This window comes from Corynebacterium sp. ACRPO (assembly GCF_022347205.1).
Taxonomy (GTDB): Bacteria; Actinomycetota; Actinomycetes; order Mycobacteriales; family Mycobacteriaceae; genus Corynebacterium.
The window spans coordinates 58,623-77,400 of record NZ_JAKRNE010000002.1; the positions used below are offsets into that span (position 1 = coordinate 58,623).

Genomic DNA, 18,778 nt, shown 5'->3' on the forward strand with positions numbered 1-18,778 from the left:
AAAGCTGTAGGCATAGCGTACCTGACGCCCCCGGGTAAATCACAAATTGCGGGGCAAAGGATAGGGTAGAGGGCATGGCTCGACAAAGGATGACCGGCCGGGAACGCCGCGAACAACTCATTTCCATCGGACGCGCCGCATTCGCTGAACTAGGGTTTGAAGGAACTAGCGTCGAAGAAATTGCGGCACGCGCTGGGGTGTCCAAACCTGTAGTCTATGAGCACTTCGGGGGTAAAGAAGGCCTCTACGCGGTGGTCGTGGACCGTGAGATGCTGGCACTGGAAAAAGTCATTACTGATTCCTTGGAGACTGGAAGCTGGCGCGAGCGCATCGAGCAGGCCGTCATGGCCATTTTGACCTATGTCGAGGAAGAAACTGATGGCTTTCTCATCCTGGTGCGCGATGCCAAGCCCGGCGATGAACGCAGCTTCTCCACGCTGTTGAATTCCGCGGTGGGTCAGGTTTCCTATATCCTGCGAGAAGCATTCGAGCACCGTGGCATTGACCCAGATTTGGCGGATATTTACGGCCAAGCGCTGGTGGGAATGGTATCGACCACTGCGCAATGGTGGCTGGATGAGCGCACCCCGGACAAGGAAGTCGTCGCCACGCATATTGTCAATCTATGCTGGAATGGTTTGTCCGGTATGGAAGTAAAGCCCAAGCTAGGAGGCAAATAGATGGCGACCCCAATGCTGGCCGGCCTGCTTAAGGTAGCGGCCTCAGATCCCAAGCTCAAGGGCATGATTTCTCATGTGGGCGAAGACCTCCACATCACAGGCTTGGATCAGTCCCGGCCGTGGGCCTTGGGTACCTTGGCTCATCATGCCCCAGTGCTCGTGGTAACCGCTACGAGCCGCGAGGCTGAGGACCTCACGGCGGAGCTTACGGCGATGCTGGGGGAGAAGGTAGCCATGTTCCCCGCCTGGGAGACCCTGCCGCACGAGCGCCTAAGCCCCGGCGTAGACATCATTGGCCGCCGCGCCGAGGTTTTGCACAACCTCGATAGCCTGCAGGTCATCGTCACCGCCGCCCGCGGCTTATCCCAACCCATCCTCAAAGAGGTAGAAGGCCGAGCTCCCGTCCACCTTGAAGAAGATCATGAATATGACTTTGATGAGGTAGTCCGCGAGCTCGAGTTCCGCGCCTATAAGCACGTAGACATGGTGGCTAAGCGCGGCGAGTACGCTACGCGCGGCGGCATCATCGATATTTTCCCCACCACGCTGGATTATCCGGTCCGCGTGGAGTTTTGGGGCGATGAAATTACCGATATCCGCCAATTCTCCGTAGCTGACCAGCGCACCATCCCGGAAATCGAGGTGGGCCGTGTAGACATTTTCCCTGCCCGGGAGCTGCCTATTACGGAAGCCATTGCCAAGCGCGCGGCCGATCTCGCCGTTAAGCACCCCGGCAATCCCGCCTTGGTGGAGCTGCTGACCAAGGTAAGCGAGCACATCCCTGCCGAAGGAATGGAGGCGCTGCTGCCCGCGCTTTCCGACGCCCCCATGATCACCCTTCCCGAATTCCTGCGCCCCACCACCCACGTGGTGATGGTCGGTCCGGAAAAGATTCGCCGCCGCGTGGCAGATCTAGAAAAGACCGATGCGGAATTCCTCGCCGCCGGTTGGGAGGCCGCGGCCATGGGGGCCGATGGCCCGCTGGCTACCGAAGGGCTCGATACCGAGGCATCCAGCTACCGCTCCTATGAGTCGCTCGAGGTCTCCATAAGCGAGGCCGGCCTGCCCCTGTGGACTTTCTCCCCACCGGGAATGCTCGCCGCCCCGGAAGAGGAGACCCTCCCGCTCGAATTCGAACCAGGGCCCACCCCGCGCGGCAACATCGAAGAAATCGATGCCATGATGGCCCAGCTCCTCGCGCACACCAACGCCGGCGGCCGGGCGGCCTTCATCGCGCCGGCGCAAGGTGCCATCAAGCGCATGGTGGATCGCTTCGCAGAAAAGGGCATCCGCACCAAGGTGGCTAACCCCGGCTGGGAGCCCACCGCCGGTGAAGTCACCCTCTACCAAGCACTAAGCCACGCCGGCCTGGTTTTCCCCAAGGTGAAAAAGCCTAAGGATGCCGAGGCACTCCCACTGGTCGTTGTGACCGAGACGGATCTGACCGGTAACCGTGTAGGAGATATCGCCGAGGCGAAGCGTCGGCCCGCCAAGCGCCGCAATAAGGTTGACCCACTTGCCCTCAAACAGGGCGATTTTGTGGTGCACGAGACCCACGGCATCGGCAAGTTCCTCAAGATGGCCGAGCGCACCATCCAGTCCGGCGATGAAACCAGCCGCCGCGAATACATCGTGCTCGAGTACGCGCCCTCCAAGCGTGGTCAGCCCGCCGATCAGCTCTGGGTCCCCATGGACTCGCTGGATCTCCTCAGCAAGTACACCGGTGGCGAATCGCCTCACCTGTCCAAGATGGGCGGTTCCGACTGGAAGAACACCAAGAAGAAGGCGCGCGCCGCCGTGCGCGAAATCGCCGGCGAGCTCGTCGAGCTCTACGCCAAACGCCAGGCTGCGCCGGGGCACCAGTTCTCCCCAGATAATCCGTGGCAGGCGGAGATGGAGGATAATTTCCCCTTCGTCGAAACCGAAGACCAGATGCTGGCTATCGATGCCGTCAAGCACGATATGGAGTCCACGGTGCCGATGGACCGCGTGGTCGTCGGCGATGTGGGCTACGGCAAGACCGAGGTGGCCATCCGCGCCGCCTTCAAGGCCGTGCAAGACGGTATGCAGGTTGCCGTCCTCGTTCCCACCACGCTGCTGGCGCAGCAGCACTTTGATACCTTCAGCGAGCGCATGACCGGCTTCCCCGTCAAGATTGAGGTGCTTTCGCGCTTTACCTCAAAGAAGGAAGCCAAGAACATCTTCAAGGGCCTGGCCGATGGCAGCGTCGATATCGTCGTCGGCACCCACCGCCTCCTCCAGACCGGTGTGCACTGGAAGAACCTCGGCCTCATCGTCGTGGACGAGGAGCAGCGCTTCGGCGTGGAGCACAAGGAACACATCAAGGCGCTTAAGGCCAGCGTGGATGTGCTCACCATGTCCGCAACACCTATCCCGCGCACCTTGGAGATGTCCATGGCTGGCATCCGCGAGATGTCCACCATCTTGACTCCGCCGGAAGACCGCCACCCAGTGCTGACCTACGTCGGCGCTTATGAGGACAAGCAGGTAGCCGCGGCCATCCGCCGCGAGCTGCTGCGCGATGGTCAAACCTTTTTCATCCACAACAAAGTCTCTGATATCGAAAAGAAGGCCCGCGAGCTGCGTGACCTGGTACCGGAGGCCCGCGTCGTCGTCGCGCACGGACAGATGAACGAGGAGGTGCTCGAACAGACCGTCCAAGGGTTCTGGGATCGCGAGTATGACGTTTTAGTATGTACCACCATCGTGGAGACTGGCCTGGATATCGCTAACGCGAATACCCTCATTGTGGAAAACGCCCACCATATGGGCTTGTCCCAGCTGCACCAGCTGCGCGGGCGCGTGGGACGCTCCCGCGAGCGCGGCTATGCCTACTTCCTGTACCCCAAGGGAGCTACGCTCACGGAAACCTCCTATGACCGCCTGGCAACTATCGCTCAGAACAATGACCTTGGTGCCGGCATGGCCGTAGCCATGAAGGACTTGGAGATGCGCGGTGCCGGCAACGTCCTTGGCGCCCAACAGTCCGGCCACATTGCCGGTGTGGGCTTCGATCTTTACGTGCGCCTCGTTGGCGAGGCGGTCGAGACCTTCAAATCGCTCGCCCGCGGCGAGGCTCCCACCGTTACCGATGAGGGCCCGAAGGAAATCCGCATCGATCTCCCCGTGGACGCGCATATTCCGGAAGGCTATATCGAATCCGAGCGCCTGCGCCTGGAGGTCTATCGCAAGCTTGCGGCTTCGCAGAATGACGATGATCTCAAGGCCGTCATCGAGGAAATGGAAGACCGCTTCGGCCCACTGCCACAGGAGGTGTTGCGCCTGCTGTCCGTTGCTCGCCTGCGCCACCAGGCGCGCCGCGCCGGTATTTCCGATATCACCGTGCAGGGCACCCGCATCAAGTTCCACCCCGTCGAGCTGCCGGATTCCAAGCAGGTGCGTCTCAAGCGTCTATACCCGGGCTCCAGCTTCCGTGCGGCGGCGAAGGCAATCAACGTGCCGTTCCCCAAGGCAGGCCGCAATGTCACCTCGCCGAAGCTGCGCGATACCGAGCTTATTCAGTGGGCGGCGGACTTCTTGAGCGCGCTTTTCGACGTCGACTCCATCAACGTCAGCGGCGCCCAGCCCACCTCGAACGTGGTCAGCGTAGGGGAGTAGCTAGAGGGTGAGCCAGCCGGTGCTCAAGCCCCAAATGGCGGTGGCGGCACCGGCCAGGACAATGGCCACCACGCACCACTCGAAGGTATTGAAGATGCGTTCCTTCTTCCACAGCCGGGTGCCGACATACGGAATAAGTCCCGGCACTACGGCCAATGCGCCGAGTAGGACGTAGACGAGGTCGGCCGCATAAATCAGCCACAGGGAGTAGATAAACGCGAGCAAAGAAATGACCAAGTGCTTGCGATTTTCCTTGCGGCTCACCTCTGGTCCGGAAAGGTCGAACTTGATACCCGCCTGCGGGTGAGACAGCCCCTTGCCCCGCAGCGCCAAGAGCAAGAGGTACAGGGAAGAGAAGATATAGGGCAGCAAGTACATGATGGTTGCCAGCTGCACCATGGCGTTATAAGACGCCTCGTTGAGGTAAAAGACGATGATGAACAGCTGGATAGCCATCGTGGAAATCAGCTGCGCTACCCACGGCGCACCCGCCACGTTAATGGTGCCAATGCGGCGGGGAATGAGGCCGTCGATGGCCATCATTACGATGGGCTCGGCGCACAACATCTGCCAGGAGACGTAGGCACCCAAAACCGACAAGCACAGTCCAATAGACACCAGTGCGCCGCCCCAAGGTCCGATGACCTCGGTGAGCACGGATGCCATGGAATTATCTGGCAGCGCGGCCAGTTCTTCTTTGCTCATCACGCCAAAGCTCAGGGTAGACACGGAAACCAGAAGCGCCAGCACGGAGAAGAAGCCGATGACGGTCGCGCGGCCGACGTCGGTGCGCTTAGAAGCCTGCTTGGAATAAACGGATGCGCCCTCCACGCCAATGAATACCCACACGGTAAAGAGCATGATTCCCTGAACCTGCTCAAAGACGCTGGCCTCAGAAGCGCGTCCCCAGAAATCCAAGGTGAATTTATCCCAGCTGAACCCGAGGAACGCAATGAGCACCACAAAGGCCAGAATGGGCACAATCTTGGCAATCGTGGTGATGAGGTTCATGAACGCGGCCTGCTTGATACCGCGAGCAAGAACCGCAAAAATGCCCCAGGATAGGAGGGAGACGGCGATGGCGGAGGTCCAGTAATGGTCGGCGTCGAAAAGCGGCAGGTAATGGCCCAAGGTATTGAAAAAGAGGGTGGCATAGCCCACCTGTGCCATAACGGAGCCCAGCCAATAGCCCCAGCCGGAGGTAAAACCAATAAAATCGCCGAGGCCGGCACGCACGTAGGAATAAACGCCAGAATCAAGGTGCGGCTTGCGGCGGGCCAGAATTTGAAAAACAAACGCCACAGACAGCATGCCGATGCCCGCTACCAGCCAGCCAATAAGCATCGCGCCTGGGCCGGCAACGGAGGCAATGTTTTGGGGCAGCGAGAAAATGCCCGCGCCCACGGTGGAACCGATAATCAGCGCGACGAGGGTCCACAACGTCACGGAGTGGGATCTATTCTGGCTGGAGGTCATTGGCCTAAAATACCTTGAATAGCCCCATTATGGGAACTCGGGCTAGACTTTGTGCACATGACTGTGCTGTTGCTCGATGAACGCTGGCCCACCATGATCCCCATGCAGGCGCACGGGAAGCTGCGTGGCCCTGTCCACTTCACGGGTGAGGTACCCGTGTCCGTGCGGTGGAATTTTTCCGATCTGCTGGTAGGCGAGGACGCCACCGGCACCTTGGTAAGCACCGACGAACACGATCCGGAAACTCGCGCCCGCCTTGCTAGCGGCGAGTCCGTCATTCGCGCCGAATCCCTTGCGGATCCCATCATGCAGGCGCGCCAGACCATGGCCATGGCGCGGCGCATTGGGGAGTGGGAGCGCGAGCAAACCCATACCTCGCTCTTGCCCTATCTTGAGGAGGAGTCCGCCGAATTCGCCGCGGCCGTGCGTAACCGCGAACCGGAAAGCGAGATGCTGAAGGAATTGGGCGATGTCTTCCTCCAAGTACTCTTCCATGCGGAAATCTCTACCTTTTCGCTTGACGACGTCGCCCAGAGCTTCCTCACCAAAATGCGCGCCCGCGCCCCATACCTCTTTGATGGCACCACGGAGATTGTCGACGTTGACACGCAAGAGAGGCTGTGGCGCGAAGGCAAGGGAATGTAGGATGGCTTCTCATGAAGAGGCTGCTGCAGATATTCGGGGGCTGCGGGGTGGCCGTAGCCGTGATCATCGCGCTGGTGGCCTGGCTGTTGACGGGGCACGGCACTTCCCAAGAGCCCGTACCGGAAAACATTCCGCCCGTTGAAGGCAAAGAGGTCGCGCACATTGACGTCAACGCCCCCGGCCGCACCGCGGATAAGCTCACCTACTGGGCCTCTGACCTAGCTGAGCAGACCGGTATCCCACCGGCCGCCTTGCGCGCTTATGGCAACGCCGAACTCATCGCTCAACAAAAATGGCCGAATTGCCATCTGCGCTGGAATACCCTTGCCGGCTTGGGCTACGTGGAAACCCGCCATGGCACCTACAACGGCAATTGGTTTAAGCCCTCCAAGCTTGACGACGCCGGCTACCCCCAGCCACCCATCAACGGCATCGCCCTCGATGGACTAAACAATACGGCGCACACCCCAGATACCGATAACGGCAAAATCGATGGGGATTCTGAATATGACCGTGCCGTTGGCCCAATGCAATTTATCCCGACCACATGGGAATCGGTGGGCGCTGATGCTAACGGCGATGGGAAGGCAGATCCCAATCAAATTGACGACGCCGCAGTCGGCGCCGCCGGACTTCTATGCTTTGGTGATAGAGATCTCTCTAACCCAGAACAGTGGGAGGAAGCAGTCCTAAATTACAACCAGTCCAGCGAGTATTTGCATAAAGTTGCACGTGCCGCCAATGCCTACTCGGTTCCGCAAAGTGCCAAGTAGTGTCACACAGCAGAGTTTTCTGCAACAATTGAGAACGTAGCTGGGCCGGCTGGTCCAGAGCGAATTTATTTACGAGGAGTGAAAAACAGCATGGCCGATATCATTCACACTTTCGCCCGCGAAATTCTTGATTCCCGTGGCAACCCAACCATTGAGGCCGAGGTCTTCCTTGATGACGGCGCCCGCGGTGTTGCCGGCGTTCCTTCCGGTGCTTCTACCGGTGTGCACGAGGCTCACGAGCTGCGCGACGGTGGCGAGCGCTACCAGGGTAAGGGTGTTCTGAAGGCTGTTGAGAACATCAACGAGAAGATTGCCGACGAAATTGCTGGCTTCGAAGCTGACGACCAGCGCCTCATTGACCAGGCACTGATTAAGCTGGACGGTACCGATAACAAGTCCGAGCTCGGCGCTAACGCTATCTTGGGCGTTTCCATCGCCGCAGCCAAGGCCGCTGCAGAGTCCGCTGCACTGCCTCTGTACCGCTACATCGGCGGCCCGAATGCTCACGTACTGCCAGTGCCGATGATGAACATCCTCAACGGCGGCGCACACGCTGACTCCGGCGTTGACGTCCAGGAATTCATGATCGCTCCGATTGGTGCGGAGTCCTTCGCCGAGGCTCTTCGCATGGGCGCCGAGGTCTACCACGCATTGAAGGCAGTGCTGAAGGACAAGGGCCTGTCCACCGGTCTGGGCGACGAGGGCGGCTTCGCTCCGTCCGTTGACTCCACCAAGGCTGCTCTCGACGTCATCGTGGACGCCATCAAGAAGGCCGGCTTCGAGCCAGGCAAGGACGTAGCACTCGCACTCGACGTTGCTTCCTCCGAGTTCTTCAAGGACGGCAAGTACCACTTCGAGGGCGGCGAGCACACCGCTGAAGAAATGTCCAAGGTCTATGAGGGCCTCATCGACGAGTACCCGATCGTCTCCATCGAGGATCCGCTGCAGGAAGATGACTGGGATGGCTACACCGCCCTGACCGCCGCAATTGGCGAGAAGGTGCAGATCGTTGGCGATGACTTCTTCGTCACCAACCCTGCTCGTCTGCAGGAGGGCATTGAGAAGAAGGCTGCCAACGCCCTGCTGGTTAAGGTCAACCAGATCGGTACCCTGACCGAGACCTTCGATGCTGTCGAGCTGGCTCACCGCAATGGTTACCGCACCATGATGTCTCACCGCTCTGGTGAGACCGAGGACACCACCATTGCAGACTTGGCCGTCGCTCTGAACTGCGGCCAGATCAAGACCGGTGCACCGGCTCGTTCCGAGCGCGTAGCTAAGTACAACCAGCTGCTGCGCATCGAGCAGGAGCTTGGCGACGGCGCAGTCTACGCCGGCCGCTCCGCTTTCCCGCGCTTTAAGGCTTAATTGCCTCCTTTCGTAGCGCCCTTGCATTGCCGCGGGGGCGCTTTCGCATGTCTAGGTATTGTTGCCAGGTTTGCTTCCAATTCATGGTTCGCGGTGCCAAAGGACCCTCCGCTCGGTCAATTTCGAAGGTGCCGTCCGAAAAGAGCCAGGCAACGTCCCCAGTGATGGGATCCATGATGTAGCGTGCCCTGCCATCGGTCTTCACATTGTGGTGGTGCTGACAGAGAGTTACGAGATTATCGACGCTCGTCGGCCCGCCGTCGGCATACTCCACCCGATGATCAAGCTGGCAGAAATGCGCCGGCATGGAACACCCCGGCCAGCGGCACGTGGCATCGCGACCGTGGACCCATGCCCTAATTTGTTCGGTGGGGACGTAGGATGATGTTTCTTCTGGGCACAGCTCGCGAGTCATCGAGTAAGTGCTTAAGTGTTCGGTAAGGACGCACCATCCCGCCGACGGAATATATACCCGAGAAGCATCGTCACCCGCTGCATAGGTATTGATTACTACTTTTGTCTGGGTGCGATTAAAGATCAGCGCCTCCAAAGCCTCTGACTTAGTGATGTTCTTCTTTCGCGCTGCCTTATCGATGTGCCGTGAAATAGCACTGGCGGTTGCTTTATCCGTCTTCAGAGTGATGGTGGCTTGGCCTTTGGAATAAGAAATGGAAACGGAGCGCTCGATTTCCTTTTCAATATCTGGCTTGAGAATGCCATCGATGTAGTCGCGCAAGAATCTACGGATTTCAGATTCCGTGGGTACATGCTGAGCAGGTTCCTTCGGGGTGAGAAAGTCTGCAAGGGCGGCATCGACTAGTTGGATGCCCTCGGCGTCGTCGCCAAGCGGGGAAAGCTCGGCATCAATAACGTGCAGACGCGGGAGGTCAAGAATCCAATGTTCGGTCTGCACCGCCGTGGTTAACGGCAACTCACGCATGCGCAGGTGAGAGCGTAGTGCGGATAAAACGCGCCAGTAGCTCAAGCCCACCCGCTTAGCTAAAGCAGCGGTAGTGCATTCGACATCGTCTTCTAATCCCGGAAGTACGGATTGGTATAGCTGCCAGGATTGAATGCGTTGGAGCATGCCCAAAACGCAAACCGTATCGTCGAGGTTATTGGTAGAAAAATAAGCTTTCTTTGGTGGTGCGTCGCTGGCTGTCACGGAAAGTTCCCCCTCTGGAATAAATCGCACACCCAATCGAATTTCTGCCCTTAGTATAAGCCGCCCTGCTGGCTTGCGCAAGCCCCGAAACGAAAAATTGTGCGAAACTCCGGGAGAGGTTTAGTAGCTGAAAATTTTGTCAGCCACTGCTTCGAGTTCCTTATCGTCATACTTGTCACCGCAGGTGGCGAGGGAACCCACGCCAGCCATGTACATGGTAAAAAGCTTATCTGGAAGGGGAGAAGCCGCTGATATCTCAAGCTTTTCGTAGACGGGAGCGTATTTCCTGTCAAACTCCTCAAGGTTAGGGACGAGTTCTTCAAATGCGCTGTCGCCATGGGTTAGCAAATACTTGGCGTCGTCCAGGATTTGCTCATTCTCGCAGGCAACAGCTCCAGCCTTTTCAGCGTCGTGGCATTGACCTCGTAGCTTGTAGGGCCGTCGTCCTCTTCGGAAGCCCCAGCGCCGAACACGTCTAGGTAAAAGTCCGGGATAGTGCCGTGTTCTTTTATATGGTAAATGAAGCCGCTTTTGGTATTGAGGTCGTGTTTTCTGCTTGTGGTGCTGGGGGTTTCGCTGCTGGTAGGGATTTCGCTAGTGGCGGATTCCGCTTCGCTGGTGGCTTCTTCTTTGTGGTCGGTCGAGCTGCACCCGGTAAGTAGGGTGCCTACGGCGGCTAGAAGGAGGAGACGCTTGAGGGGCATAGCTATTCCTTAAGTGGGGAATATGATTCGAGGTTCTAGCTGGAATGGATGGCCTCAGCGACCTCTTCCAGTTCCTCATCGCTGAATTCATCGCCGCAAGACATCACGGCACCGAGTGGGGACATCGCTGCAGCCATGATCTTGTCATTGTCTGGTGCGTCATCGGGGATGTTCAGTGCTTCAAAAACATCACTGTATTTACCATCAGAGCCGTCGACCGACGACATTACTGCTTCCCCAAATTTGTCGGTGTTGCCTCGGAAATACTCCTTTGAGATGTCGAGCAATTCATCATTCTCGCAGGTAGCTTCGCCGGCCTTCTTGACGGAGTCCGCGTTGGTTTCAAAGGTCTCGGGCTGATCGTCTCCCTCGAGCTGGTCAGCATCATGGTTGATGTAATCGTCCGGCAGGGTCTTATACTCCTTGAGGTAGTCGGCCATGCCGTCTTTAGTGTTCAGGTCGTAGCCGTCACCGTAGACGGGATATTCACCGTCTTGGGCGGAGGGGCTGCAGCTGGCGAGAAATAGGGTTGCGGTGAGAACGAGCAGGAGGCGTTTGAGGGTCATGAAACTTCCTTCCTGGGCGGGAGAATTTCCTTTAGTGTATCCAAATTGCGCGTGCCACGTCCCTGTTACAGAAGTGACGGCGCTAGGATTAAAGACCTATGGCACGCGAAAAGAAGACGCAGCGAAACCGGAGCCGTACTAGGGTTCCGGTAGCCTCGCGTGCTGCGGATATCCGTAAAGCTCAGCGTGCACAGCTGAAGCAGAAACAGAAGCCGGACCGGATGAGTATTGCCGGAGTAGGCGTAATCGTAGCTATAGTGCTCGTTGTTTTGTTTGCTATCGCCATTCCGCTGCGTAATTACTACCACGGCCGGTCTGAAATTGCCCGCCTCAATGAGTCAATCGCCGCCAAGCAGGATGAGAAAGCTGCTTTGCTGGAGAAGATTGATAAATATAAGTCCGATGAGTACATCAAGCAGGAGGCGCGGCGCCGATTCGGGGTCGTCGATGAGGGCGAGACCGCCTACCGCATCATTGACCCGCAGATAAAGCCGGATGACCAGCTCACTACAGATGGTCAGAAGGAAGAAGATTCCCGCGAATGGTACGAAGTTCTGTGGGATTCTGTAGCCGAGCCGCCCGAGGAAGAAACTCCGTCCGAGCAAGTAAATCACCTTCCGATTGAGCCGGCGCCGGAAGAGAATCCAGATGTGCGATAATTGTCCGCATGACCGTCACTGATGCAGATATCGCTGTAGTAACTGAGCAATTGGGCCGCACTCCACGCGGGGTCCTAGAGGTTTCTTATCGCACGCCGGATGGGCAGCCCGCGGTAATTAAGACGGCACCCAAGCTTGCCGACGGCACCCCATTCCCCACCCTCTACTACCTCACCGACCCACGGCTTACGGCCGAAGCTTCACGCTTGGAGGTCGCCCACGTGATGAAGTGGATGGAAGCCCGCTTAGGTGAGGACGAGGAATTGGCTGCCGACTATCAGCGCGCCCACGAATATTTCTTGGCCAAGCGCAATGATATTGAAGACCTTGGCACCGATTTCTCCGGTGGTGGCATGCCCGATCGAGTCAAGTGCCTGCATGTGCTCATCGCGTACGCGCTTGCTGAAGGCTCACAGCATTTCCGATTGGGAACTGAAGCGGTGGCCATGGCCGCTGACCACGGCAAGCTTCGAGGCTCTGCCATCCCGCAAGATTGGCCCAGCGTAGAGGAACTGGGGATTGACCTGGCCCAATTCGATTTCTCTAATGCGGAATAGGAGGGCTGCTATGACTCGCGTTGCTGCGATTGATTGCGGTACCAATTCGATTCGCTTGCTTATCTCTGAAATTCAGGATGACGGCAAAGTTCGCGATATTACCCGCACCATGGAAATCATCCGCCTGGGAGAAGGAGTCGATGCCACTGGCGAAATCGCCCCTGCGGCCCTAGACCGCGCCCGCGTGGCCTTGGAAGGCTACGTACGCCAGATGAAGTTTGAGAAGGTCACCCGCGTGCGGATGGTCGCTACCTCCGCTACTCGCGATGCCAAGAATCAACAGGAATTCTTCGACATGACCGCTGAGTTGCTCGGCCAAATTCAGGCTGGCGCACAGGCCGAGGTTGTCTCGGGCGAGGAAGAGGCTCTGTTGTCCTTTAATGGCGCCGTGGCCGATGTGGAGCCAGACCGCGGACCGTTCTGTGTCATCGATCTGGGCGGCGGTTCGACCGAGTTCGTCGTAGGCACGGCCGATGGCGATATCTTGGGCACCCACTCGGCTCGCATGGGGTGCGTCAGGCTAACCGAGCGCATTATGCGAACAGATCCGCCTACCGAGTCGGAGATTGAGATCGCTTCCGAGTACGTCGGCGAGCGCACGGCAGAAGTGGAGAAGATAGTACCTATTTCTAAGGCCCGTACCATCGTCGGCTGCGCAGGCACTTTCACCACTCTTTCTGCATTGGCTCAGGGCCTTGAGCGCTACGACGCCGATGCCATTCACGGGTCTGAACTCCGCTTCGATGCCCTGCGCGTGCTTTTGCAGCAGCTTATTAGCCTGCCTTCCGACGTCCGCGCCCTCAACCCCGTCATTCACCCCGGCCGTGCCGACGTCATTGGCGGTGGGGCGGTAGCCGTCGAAGGCATCATGCAGCTTATCGAGCGAAATTGCGATGCGCGCAGCTTTTTCATCAGTGAAAAGGACATTCTCGACGGTATTATCGCTGGTCTGGCTGCGGAGGGTACCCCTCGTTAACTCTCGCAGGGTGAGGTGGCCTAAAATATTCCTTGCCCTTGCCCCCATAGCCCAATCGGCAGAGGCAGTCGACTTAAAATCGATTCAGTGTGGGTTCGAGTCCCACTGGGGGCACCATGTGAAGTCTCGAGACATCTTTTTGGAAGGTGTCTCGAGACTTTTCTCGTCAACAGGTCTCCACAGACTTTTTGCGGAAGCTACCCACAAAACTTCTAGCTAAATGGAAAGAATATGGAACTTTATGGGGTGGTGTCTCGTTGAATGGGGTGAGATAGCTAATTTGCACCTCTCTTAGAAAGGACAACCGTGCGTTCAAGCAATCCGGTAATGAGTTCTCTGACCGAAAATAGTAGCCGCCAAAATTCTGGTTACGCGGACGTATCTACCCGTCCCATGACCGTGGATGACGTAGTGACCAAGACGGGCATTACCCTCGGCGTTATCATCGTCGCCGCAGTCATCAACTTCGCCCTGGGAATGCTAGTAAGCCCAGGTATCGCCATGGCCTTGACCCTGGTCGGTGGTATCGGTGGCTTCATTACCGTGCTCGTTGCCTCTTTTGGCAAGAAGTGGGGTTCTGCTGCAGTCACCCTGATTTATGCCGTATTTGAAGGCCTATTTGTCGGTGGATTCTCCTTGATGTTCGCCAACGTCAACTTCCAGGGCGAAGGCGGCATGGCCATCATTGGCCAAGCGATTGTCGGCACGATTGGTGTATTCATTGGCATGCTGATTGTGTACAAGACTGGCGCAGTGAAGGTGACTCCGAAGTTCACCAAGATCCTTTTCGGCTTGATTGCTGGCGTTGCTGTCATGGCTCTTGTTAACTTCTTGGGCGCGATTTTCTTTGACTTCAATCCACTGCGTGATGGCGGCCCGATTGCCATCATCTTCTCGCTCGTCTGCATCGTTCTTGGTGCTCTGTCCTTCCTGACTGACTTTGATCAGGCTGACCGCATGATCCGCGCCGGTGCTCCCTCTAAGAACGCTTGGGGCGTGGCTCTCGGCCTCGCAGTTACCTTGGTCTGGCTCTACACTGAGATTCTCCGTCTGCTGAGCTATTTCCAGCGAGACTAATTGACTCTGTTGTATTGGCCCGCACTTCGGTGCGGGCCTTTTTGTTGCCGAGAATCGCTTACAAACGTGTAATTTCTGGGGTAATTCTGGGGGATAAAGTGCGGGTTTAACCTTCATTTGGTCTACAAAACCACTCCCAGAGGTGATACAGCTCATGAGCAGGAAATTTCGCCCTTTAGACGTGATGGATGTGACGTATGGGACAAATAAATTTGTTAAATTGCCGTTAACCTTTGCAGTTGCGTAGAAAATTCTTGGAGTCTCATGCATGCTGTGTACCGGAACGGGAAATACGAAGTGAAAAGTTCTCTGTTTCACTCTTCCTGTTCCTCTCGTCAGGAAGTGAGTGCGCGAAGGATTGTTGTGAAGCGTCAGGTCACCGTAGCAACGTTGATGGTCAGTACCGTTTTGCTGAGTAGCTGCGTTGCGGATATCGGCACGAGGAGCGCGTCAGAGGAGACCACCAAGGTGGACGAGGCTGGCGGCATTAGTTCGGCCGACGGTGCAGGGGGAACCAACGGAGACCCGGGGGATGACGCGGAAGGCAATCAGGGGGAGTCGGCAGACACTACTGGCGGGAAGAATGCGGACGGCGCCGGCCAACCGGGGGAGGCCGGCGCCACGGGGTCGGAAGACACTTCCGGCGTCCTACCGCCACTGGGGGAGTTCGATCCGGCTCAGCCGGGGTTCCAAGTATTCGATCCTTGTACAGAGATTTCGCAAGACCAACTGCAGGATCTTGGACTGGAGCGTTATGGTAACCCAGACATTATAGAGGCAGGTCAAAAAGGGTGTAGCTACAAAAGTGTTTCCGAAGATACAGTTCTTTCTATTAGTTCAACATTCAAGCCATTTGACAGTTCAAATGTAAGGCCAGACCTGGTGGTCAAATCCGCCGACAGCGAATTGGAAGGAGTTCTAATTCAGCGAGGGGAAGTTTTCCCGGAGATGGCTTGCACCGCAACGATTTCAACTGTGCGAGGCGTGGTAACGGTCTCGGCGAATAGCTTTGGTGACGCCAAGAATAGTGCCTGTGAAAAGGCAAGTAGATTGACCAAAGACCTAATTTAAATGATTATCGGGGGATTAAATGAAAATAAACGTTGCTAATGTAGGAAGAAATATAAACCAAATTGAGCGCATGAACCAGAATATTGCCGGGAACAATATGGCTGCCGTAAGTCCGCTTACAGGTAGCTTCTCTGCGGTGACTGGCATTGATCATGTTGGTGCAATTCACGAGCGAGTTTTGAGTTCGGATCCAGGATCAGCCCGAAACTCCATTTCGAGCTTTGTAAAACAGTTGGAGTGGCTTTCTGATTCTTTGGGGCAGGAGGCTCGAGGATTTCAGGCGCAGGAGGACGCGAATAGTCGGGGAATGGAGATCGCGGATGCGGGTGGGGATATTGGCATTGAGTCGATGCCGATAATGAACCAGCCGGAGCCGGGGTACAGCCCATTTGGGTTTTCTATGCCGGTGGTGAATGTCGGTACGGACATTGTGAAGCTGGCTACGGACCTGATGTCGACGCAGATTTGGAATGTGTCGGAGGCGAATGCGCGGTGGAGCTCGTTGGCGTCGGAAGTCGACGATATCGTTAGCGGGTTGCAGGAAGCAGCTGGGTCTTTGGAAGGCGAGAACGACAGCGAAGCAACGTCGAGGGCGGCGGCCAAGATTAGGGAAGTGGCGGCGTCGGGAAGCCACTTTGTAGCAAATGCTAAGGTCATGGGGGAGAAACTGACTGGATTCCACGCCAAGCTGATGGGCATGCAGCCGACTGCGATGGCCATGGCGATGGAAGTGATGGCCATTCCAGAACCGGTGGAGCGCGAAATTGCGGAAAAGGCCGCATTGGCCGCATTGCAACCTGACCTGCAGCGCTTCGCGGTAGAGGCAATGCCGTACCAGCACGCTTTGATGGAACAATCGCCGGCGTCGGGAGGCGGCGGTGTCGACGCGGGCCTTTCCGGAGTTGACGGTGATGGGCAGCGCTACACCACCGATGCCGTGGTATGGCCAAAGAAGATTACGGAAGCGATAGCGCGAGGTGATTTGGGGCCGGGGAACTTCGACGTCGTCAATCGCAATGTGGACGGGCTAGAAGCGGTGGGGATGAGCCCACAAGAAATTAATGATTTTCACCAGCAGATGCATACTAGCGGCAGGAATGCGCTGGAAAAGCTTGGCCTGGGAGACCAGGTAGCCATCGGCGGAAATGAAGTGTCCACCCAAGGTGCATCCATGCCGGGAGTAACTGCGTCGAACGGGGCGATGGGGCAGGTTCCTGGTGGTACAGCGCACCCGGTTGCCACAGGAACACATTCAGGCGCGCTTAATAACAGCGGTGCGATGGCGCCGACAGCTACAGTGCAGTCCCCCAATACTGGGATGGCGCCGATGATGGCAGCCGGACGTCCCGGGGACGCAGGCCGCGGCGTACTTGGCGGTCAGTCGCTACGAGGCGGAATTGGATCCGCTGCAGGAAATGTAAGTGGCAACGCCGATATTGCGCGTGCCGGAAGAGGAGCGCAGTCGGGCCAGAACTTTGGGCGAGGAGCTGGAGCGCCCTACGCCGGTGTCGGTTCGGGCGTGCGCGCTGGCCATAGCAATGCAATCGGTGGCGGTTCGGGCATGCGCGCTGGTCTTGGCAGCGGTGCTGGTGCGGGCATGCGGCCCGGCGTGGGTGGCGGCCTTGGTCTTGGAACAGGCGGCAGTGAAAGTGCTGTGGCAGCGCGCGGTGGCAATACAGGCCGCTCAACCGGCGGGGCGCGAGCCTATGGTCCAATGATGGGGATGCGCGGAGGCAAAGACAGTGAGAAAAAGCGCGTAAAGTCCGTGACCACGCAGGTCGAAAGGGACCCGAATAAGCGCGACCTGCTGGGGGAGCCGCCCGCTGTCGTACCCGGTGTCATCGGAGATTGGGTGCGGGAAGTGGACCCAGAAAAATAGCATAAAAAAGGGGCCGAGGAAATCCCTCGGCCCTTCAAGCCATATTACTGCTGTGGCAGTTCGGTGGCGGTGCCGTTCAAGTGAGGCTGTGCTGGCTCTTCTGGAACACCGGACTCGACTACAGGTGCTTCCTCTTCAATGACGGTCTCGGGTGCGGAAGAGCTGGTCTCAGCATCCTTCTGCATCGGGGCCTCACCGGTGAAGGTGGAGCCATTTTCTACCTTGGAATCAGAATCCTGCTGGTTAGGTGGGTGGCAAGCAGCGAGGGAGAGGCCAGCGGTGAAGACCAGGCCAGCGGCGGCGAAACGGGAGAACTTCTTCATGGGGATGTGCTCTTTCTCCAGAGTGGTATGTGGTTAAAAGTTTAGGACTCGCGTGGAGCAGCGGCCTTAGCAGAATCATACGGCGCTGCGGATTCGATGGTGACCGAAATGGTCTTGCCATTCGGAGCGGTGTACTCGCGGGTCTCGCCCTCTTGTGCGCCAAGGATGGCAGCGCCCAGCGGGGACTGCTCGGAATAGGTTTCTAGGTCCTTGTTATCGGAAGCAGCGGCGCGGGTACCGATGAGGAAGGTCTCCTTATCGTCCTTGTCACCATTGTAGTAAACGTGAACTACGGAACCGGTGTGGGCGACGCCCTCCTGAACAGCACCGCGCTCGGTGGTGGCATTCGCAAGAACCTCAGAAATCTGCTTAATGCGGGCCTCTTCCTGGTCCTGCATCTCACGAGCGGCGTCGTAACCGGCGTTCTCTTTGAGGTCGCCTTCCTCACGGCGCTCGTTGATCTCAGCCGCGACTACTGGGCGGTGGTCGATGAGCTCCTGCAGCTCGGCCTCGAGCTTTGCCTTGGTCTCTGGGGTGATGTACTGCTTTTGCTGCTCAGCCATTCTGCAACCTTCCGTAGATAGGAATTGTGGTCAAAGCCCCTGCTAATCCCTGGGGCTATAAGTAAAAATGGAACCGGGCATATGCCCAGTTCTAGGCGCTACAAATCCTAGCACACGCGGCTAGCGGCTTTCCGCGTAGTCAGGGTTATCCATATCTAAGTATTCGGGGATATTGCCGGAACAACCATAGGCCCCGCCGGCTACGGCACGAGCGTTGGTCGGAACGTCGACAGCGATGCGCTGGGTTTCGTTTCCGCCCGCGGGAACAGGGAATTCGCGGCGGCCCACTTCGGACTTGGAGTAGTCAAATGCCTGGACAATGCAATAAGCATCTTCATCGGTGTGATTGCGGGTGACATCGACCCAGACGCGGGTGGAATCATCGCTCAAAACCTCCTGGGTCACGATGGACACCTGTGCGTTCACGCGCTCCTTTTCCTGGAAGTACCGGAATCCGAAGAAAATAAGCGCGATAAAAATGGCGACAAAGATGAGCACCAGCGCCCTATTAGTCCAGCTACCAGAGTTCTTTTCAGAGGAGCCGCGGGAGCCGTAGCGAGCGGCTGAGCGAGATTTTCCGGCGGAAGTCATAGCTTCCACTCTAGCCGAGGACCACTGTTTTCCAATTATCTACTAGGATAATCATCTGTTCAAAGA

General features: G+C 57.4%; 19 protein-coding genes and 1 tRNA gene. 12 read left to right on the plus strand and 8 right to left on the minus strand.

Annotation, left to right across the window (positions count from 1 at the left end):
* The first annotated feature begins 74 nt into the window (after positions 1 to 74).
* Positions 75 to 680: a TetR/AcrR family transcriptional regulator gene (locus MHY22_RS01910; protein WP_239277823.1), complete on the plus strand. Its 606-nt coding sequence runs from the start codon at positions 75 to 77 to the stop codon at positions 678 to 680.
* Positions 681 to 4,319, plus strand: a complete 3,639-nt coding sequence (gene mfd, locus MHY22_RS01915) for a transcription-repair coupling factor (protein WP_239277824.1) — start codon at positions 681 to 683, stop codon at positions 4,317 to 4,319.
* Here mfd and MHY22_RS01920 read toward each other — a convergent pair whose 3' ends face one another.
* Complete coding sequence (locus MHY22_RS01920) at positions 4,320 to 5,795, minus strand: amino acid permease (protein WP_239277825.1); 1,476 nt, start codon at positions 5,793 to 5,795, stop codon at positions 4,320 to 4,322. It abuts the gene before it with no gap.
* 57 nt (positions 5,796 to 5,852) lie between these two features.
* Here MHY22_RS01920 and MHY22_RS01925 point away from each other — a divergent pair, with 57 nt between their 5' ends.
* From MHY22_RS01925 to eno, 3 genes are all read left to right on the plus strand, one after another.
* Positions 5,853 to 6,440 carry a MazG nucleotide pyrophosphohydrolase domain-containing protein gene (locus MHY22_RS01925; protein ID WP_239277826.1) on the plus strand — a complete coding sequence of 196 codons (588 nt, stop codon included), beginning with the start codon at positions 5,853 to 5,855 and terminating at the stop codon, positions 6,438 to 6,440.
* Between the two features lie 11 nt (positions 6,441 to 6,451).
* Positions 6,452 to 7,213 (plus strand): lytic transglycosylase domain-containing protein, encoded by a 762-nt coding sequence (locus tag MHY22_RS01930; RefSeq protein WP_239277828.1) that lies wholly within the window; start codon positions 6,452 to 6,454, stop codon positions 7,211 to 7,213.
* Positions 7,214 to 7,303: 90 nt separating this feature from the next.
* A complete protein-coding gene (eno, locus tag MHY22_RS01935; RefSeq protein WP_239277829.1) occupies positions 7,304 to 8,581 on the plus strand; it encodes a phosphopyruvate hydratase in 1,278 nt (425 codons plus the stop codon).
* Here the strand turns inward: eno and MHY22_RS01940 are convergent.
* From MHY22_RS01940 to MHY22_RS01955, 4 genes are all read right to left on the minus strand, one after another.
* The gene (locus tag MHY22_RS01940; RefSeq protein ID WP_239277830.1) at positions 8,571 to 9,746 is read right to left on the minus strand and encodes an HNH endonuclease signature motif containing protein; all 1,176 of its coding nucleotides are present in this window, start codon (positions 9,744 to 9,746) and stop codon (positions 8,571 to 8,573) included. The two genes, eno and MHY22_RS01940, sit on opposite strands and share 11 nt — an antisense overlap.
* Before the next feature lie 120 nt (positions 9,747 to 9,866).
* The gene (locus MHY22_RS01945) at positions 9,867 to 10,094 is read right to left on the minus strand and encodes a hypothetical protein (RefSeq protein WP_239277831.1); all 228 of its coding nucleotides are present in this window, start codon (positions 10,092 to 10,094) and stop codon (positions 9,867 to 9,869) included.
* A complete protein-coding gene (locus tag MHY22_RS01950; protein ID WP_239277832.1) occupies positions 10,088 to 10,450 on the minus strand; it encodes a hypothetical protein in 363 nt (120 codons plus the stop codon). The genes MHY22_RS01945 and MHY22_RS01950 overlap by 7 nt, the downstream gene beginning before the upstream one ends.
* Before the next feature lie 35 nt (positions 10,451 to 10,485).
* Positions 10,486 to 11,016: a ribonuclease gene (locus MHY22_RS01955; protein ID WP_239277833.1), complete on the minus strand. Its 531-nt coding sequence runs from the start codon at positions 11,014 to 11,016 to the stop codon at positions 10,486 to 10,488.
* 98 nt (positions 11,017 to 11,114) lie between these two features.
* Between MHY22_RS01955 and MHY22_RS01960 the strand changes: the two genes are divergently transcribed.
* The 7 genes from MHY22_RS01960 to MHY22_RS01990 all read left to right on the plus strand — a co-directional run bounded on the left by MHY22_RS01960 (position 11,115) and on the right by MHY22_RS01990 (position 17,235).
* Positions 11,115 to 11,675, plus strand: a complete 561-nt coding sequence (locus MHY22_RS01960) for a septum formation initiator family protein (RefSeq protein ID WP_239277834.1) — start codon at positions 11,115 to 11,117, stop codon at positions 11,673 to 11,675.
* An 8-nt stretch (positions 11,676 to 11,683) separates the two neighbouring features.
* Complete coding sequence (locus MHY22_RS01965; RefSeq protein WP_239277835.1) at positions 11,684 to 12,232, plus strand: DUF501 domain-containing protein; 549 nt, start codon at positions 11,684 to 11,686, stop codon at positions 12,230 to 12,232.
* A gap of 10 nt (positions 12,233 to 12,242) precedes the next feature.
* Complete coding sequence (locus MHY22_RS01970; protein ID WP_239277836.1) at positions 12,243 to 13,208, plus strand: Ppx/GppA phosphatase family protein; 966 nt, start codon at positions 12,243 to 12,245, stop codon at positions 13,206 to 13,208.
* A 40-nt stretch (positions 13,209 to 13,248) separates the two neighbouring features.
* Positions 13,249 to 13,325 (plus strand) — tRNA-Leu (locus MHY22_RS01975).
* 210 nt (positions 13,326 to 13,535) lie between these two features.
* Complete coding sequence (locus MHY22_RS01980; RefSeq protein ID WP_255717949.1) at positions 13,536 to 14,285, plus strand: Bax inhibitor-1/YccA family protein; 750 nt, start codon at positions 13,536 to 13,538, stop codon at positions 14,283 to 14,285.
* 363 nt (positions 14,286 to 14,648) lie between these two features.
* Positions 14,649 to 15,356, plus strand: a complete 708-nt coding sequence (locus MHY22_RS01985; RefSeq protein WP_239277838.1) for a DUF3558 family protein — start codon at positions 14,649 to 14,651, stop codon at positions 15,354 to 15,356.
* A gap of 307 nt (positions 15,357 to 15,663) precedes the next feature.
* A complete protein-coding gene (locus MHY22_RS01990) occupies positions 15,664 to 17,235 on the plus strand; it encodes a hypothetical protein (RefSeq protein ID WP_239277839.1) in 1,572 nt (523 codons plus the stop codon).
* Positions 17,236 to 17,279: 44 nt separating this feature from the next.
* Here the strand turns inward: MHY22_RS01990 and MHY22_RS01995 are convergent, their stop codons facing one another.
* The 3 genes from MHY22_RS01995 to MHY22_RS02005 all read right to left on the minus strand — a co-directional run bounded on the left by MHY22_RS01995 (position 17,280) and on the right by MHY22_RS02005 (position 18,712).
* A complete protein-coding gene (locus tag MHY22_RS01995) occupies positions 17,280 to 17,558 on the minus strand; it encodes a thiamine biosynthesis protein X (RefSeq protein WP_239277840.1) in 279 nt (92 codons plus the stop codon).
* A gap of 41 nt (positions 17,559 to 17,599) precedes the next feature.
* Positions 17,600 to 18,121: a transcription elongation factor GreA gene (gene greA, locus MHY22_RS02000; protein WP_005323614.1), complete on the minus strand. Its 522-nt coding sequence runs from the start codon at positions 18,119 to 18,121 to the stop codon at positions 17,600 to 17,602.
* A gap of 120 nt (positions 18,122 to 18,241) precedes the next feature.
* Positions 18,242 to 18,712 carry a DUF4307 domain-containing protein gene (locus MHY22_RS02005; protein ID WP_239277841.1) on the minus strand — a complete coding sequence of 157 codons (471 nt, stop codon included), beginning with the start codon at positions 18,710 to 18,712 and terminating at the stop codon, positions 18,242 to 18,244.
* Positions 18,713 to 18,778 lie beyond the last annotated feature (66 nt).

Bases quoted from the DNA above. Each gene is read 5' to 3' on its own strand.
- MHY22_RS01910 (WP_239277823.1), top strand. From the start codon at position 75: ATGGCTCGACAAAGGATGACCGGCCGGGAACGCCGCGAACAACTCATT.
- mfd (WP_239277824.1), top strand. From the start codon at position 681: ATGGCGACCCCAATGCTGGCCGGCCTGCTTAAGGTAGCGGCCTCAGAT.
- MHY22_RS01920 (WP_239277825.1), bottom strand. From the start codon at position 5,795: ATGACCTCCAGCCAGAATAGATCCCACTCCGTGACGTTGTGGACCCTC.
- MHY22_RS01925 (WP_239277826.1), top strand. From the start codon at position 5,853: ATGACTGTGCTGTTGCTCGATGAACGCTGGCCCACCATGATCCCCATG.
- MHY22_RS01930 (WP_239277828.1), top strand. From the start codon at position 6,452: ATGAAGAGGCTGCTGCAGATATTCGGGGGCTGCGGGGTGGCCGTAGCC.
- eno (WP_239277829.1), top strand. From the start codon at position 7,304: ATGGCCGATATCATTCACACTTTCGCCCGCGAAATTCTTGATTCCCGT.
- MHY22_RS01950 (WP_239277832.1), bottom strand. From the start codon at position 10,450: ATGCCCCTCAAGCGTCTCCTCCTTCTAGCCGCCGTAGGCACCCTACTT.
- MHY22_RS01955 (WP_239277833.1), bottom strand. From the start codon at position 11,016: ATGACCCTCAAACGCCTCCTGCTCGTTCTCACCGCAACCCTATTTCTC.
- MHY22_RS01960 (WP_239277834.1), top strand. From the start codon at position 11,115: ATGGCACGCGAAAAGAAGACGCAGCGAAACCGGAGCCGTACTAGGGTT.
- MHY22_RS01965 (WP_239277835.1), top strand. From the start codon at position 11,684: ATGACCGTCACTGATGCAGATATCGCTGTAGTAACTGAGCAATTGGGC.
- MHY22_RS01970 (WP_239277836.1), top strand. From the start codon at position 12,243: ATGACTCGCGTTGCTGCGATTGATTGCGGTACCAATTCGATTCGCTTG.
- MHY22_RS01980 (WP_255717949.1), top strand. From the start codon at position 13,536: ATGAGTTCTCTGACCGAAAATAGTAGCCGCCAAAATTCTGGTTACGCG.
- MHY22_RS01990 (WP_239277839.1), top strand. From the start codon at position 15,664: ATGGAGATCGCGGATGCGGGTGGGGATATTGGCATTGAGTCGATGCCG.
- MHY22_RS01995 (WP_239277840.1), bottom strand. From the start codon at position 17,558: ATGAAGAAGTTCTCCCGTTTCGCCGCCGCTGGCCTGGTCTTCACCGCT.
- greA (WP_005323614.1), bottom strand. From the start codon at position 18,121: ATGGCTGAGCAGCAAAAGCAGTACATCACCCCAGAGACCAAGGCAAAG.
- MHY22_RS02005 (WP_239277841.1), bottom strand. From the start codon at position 18,712: ATGACTTCCGCCGGAAAATCTCGCTCAGCCGCTCGCTACGGCTCCCGC.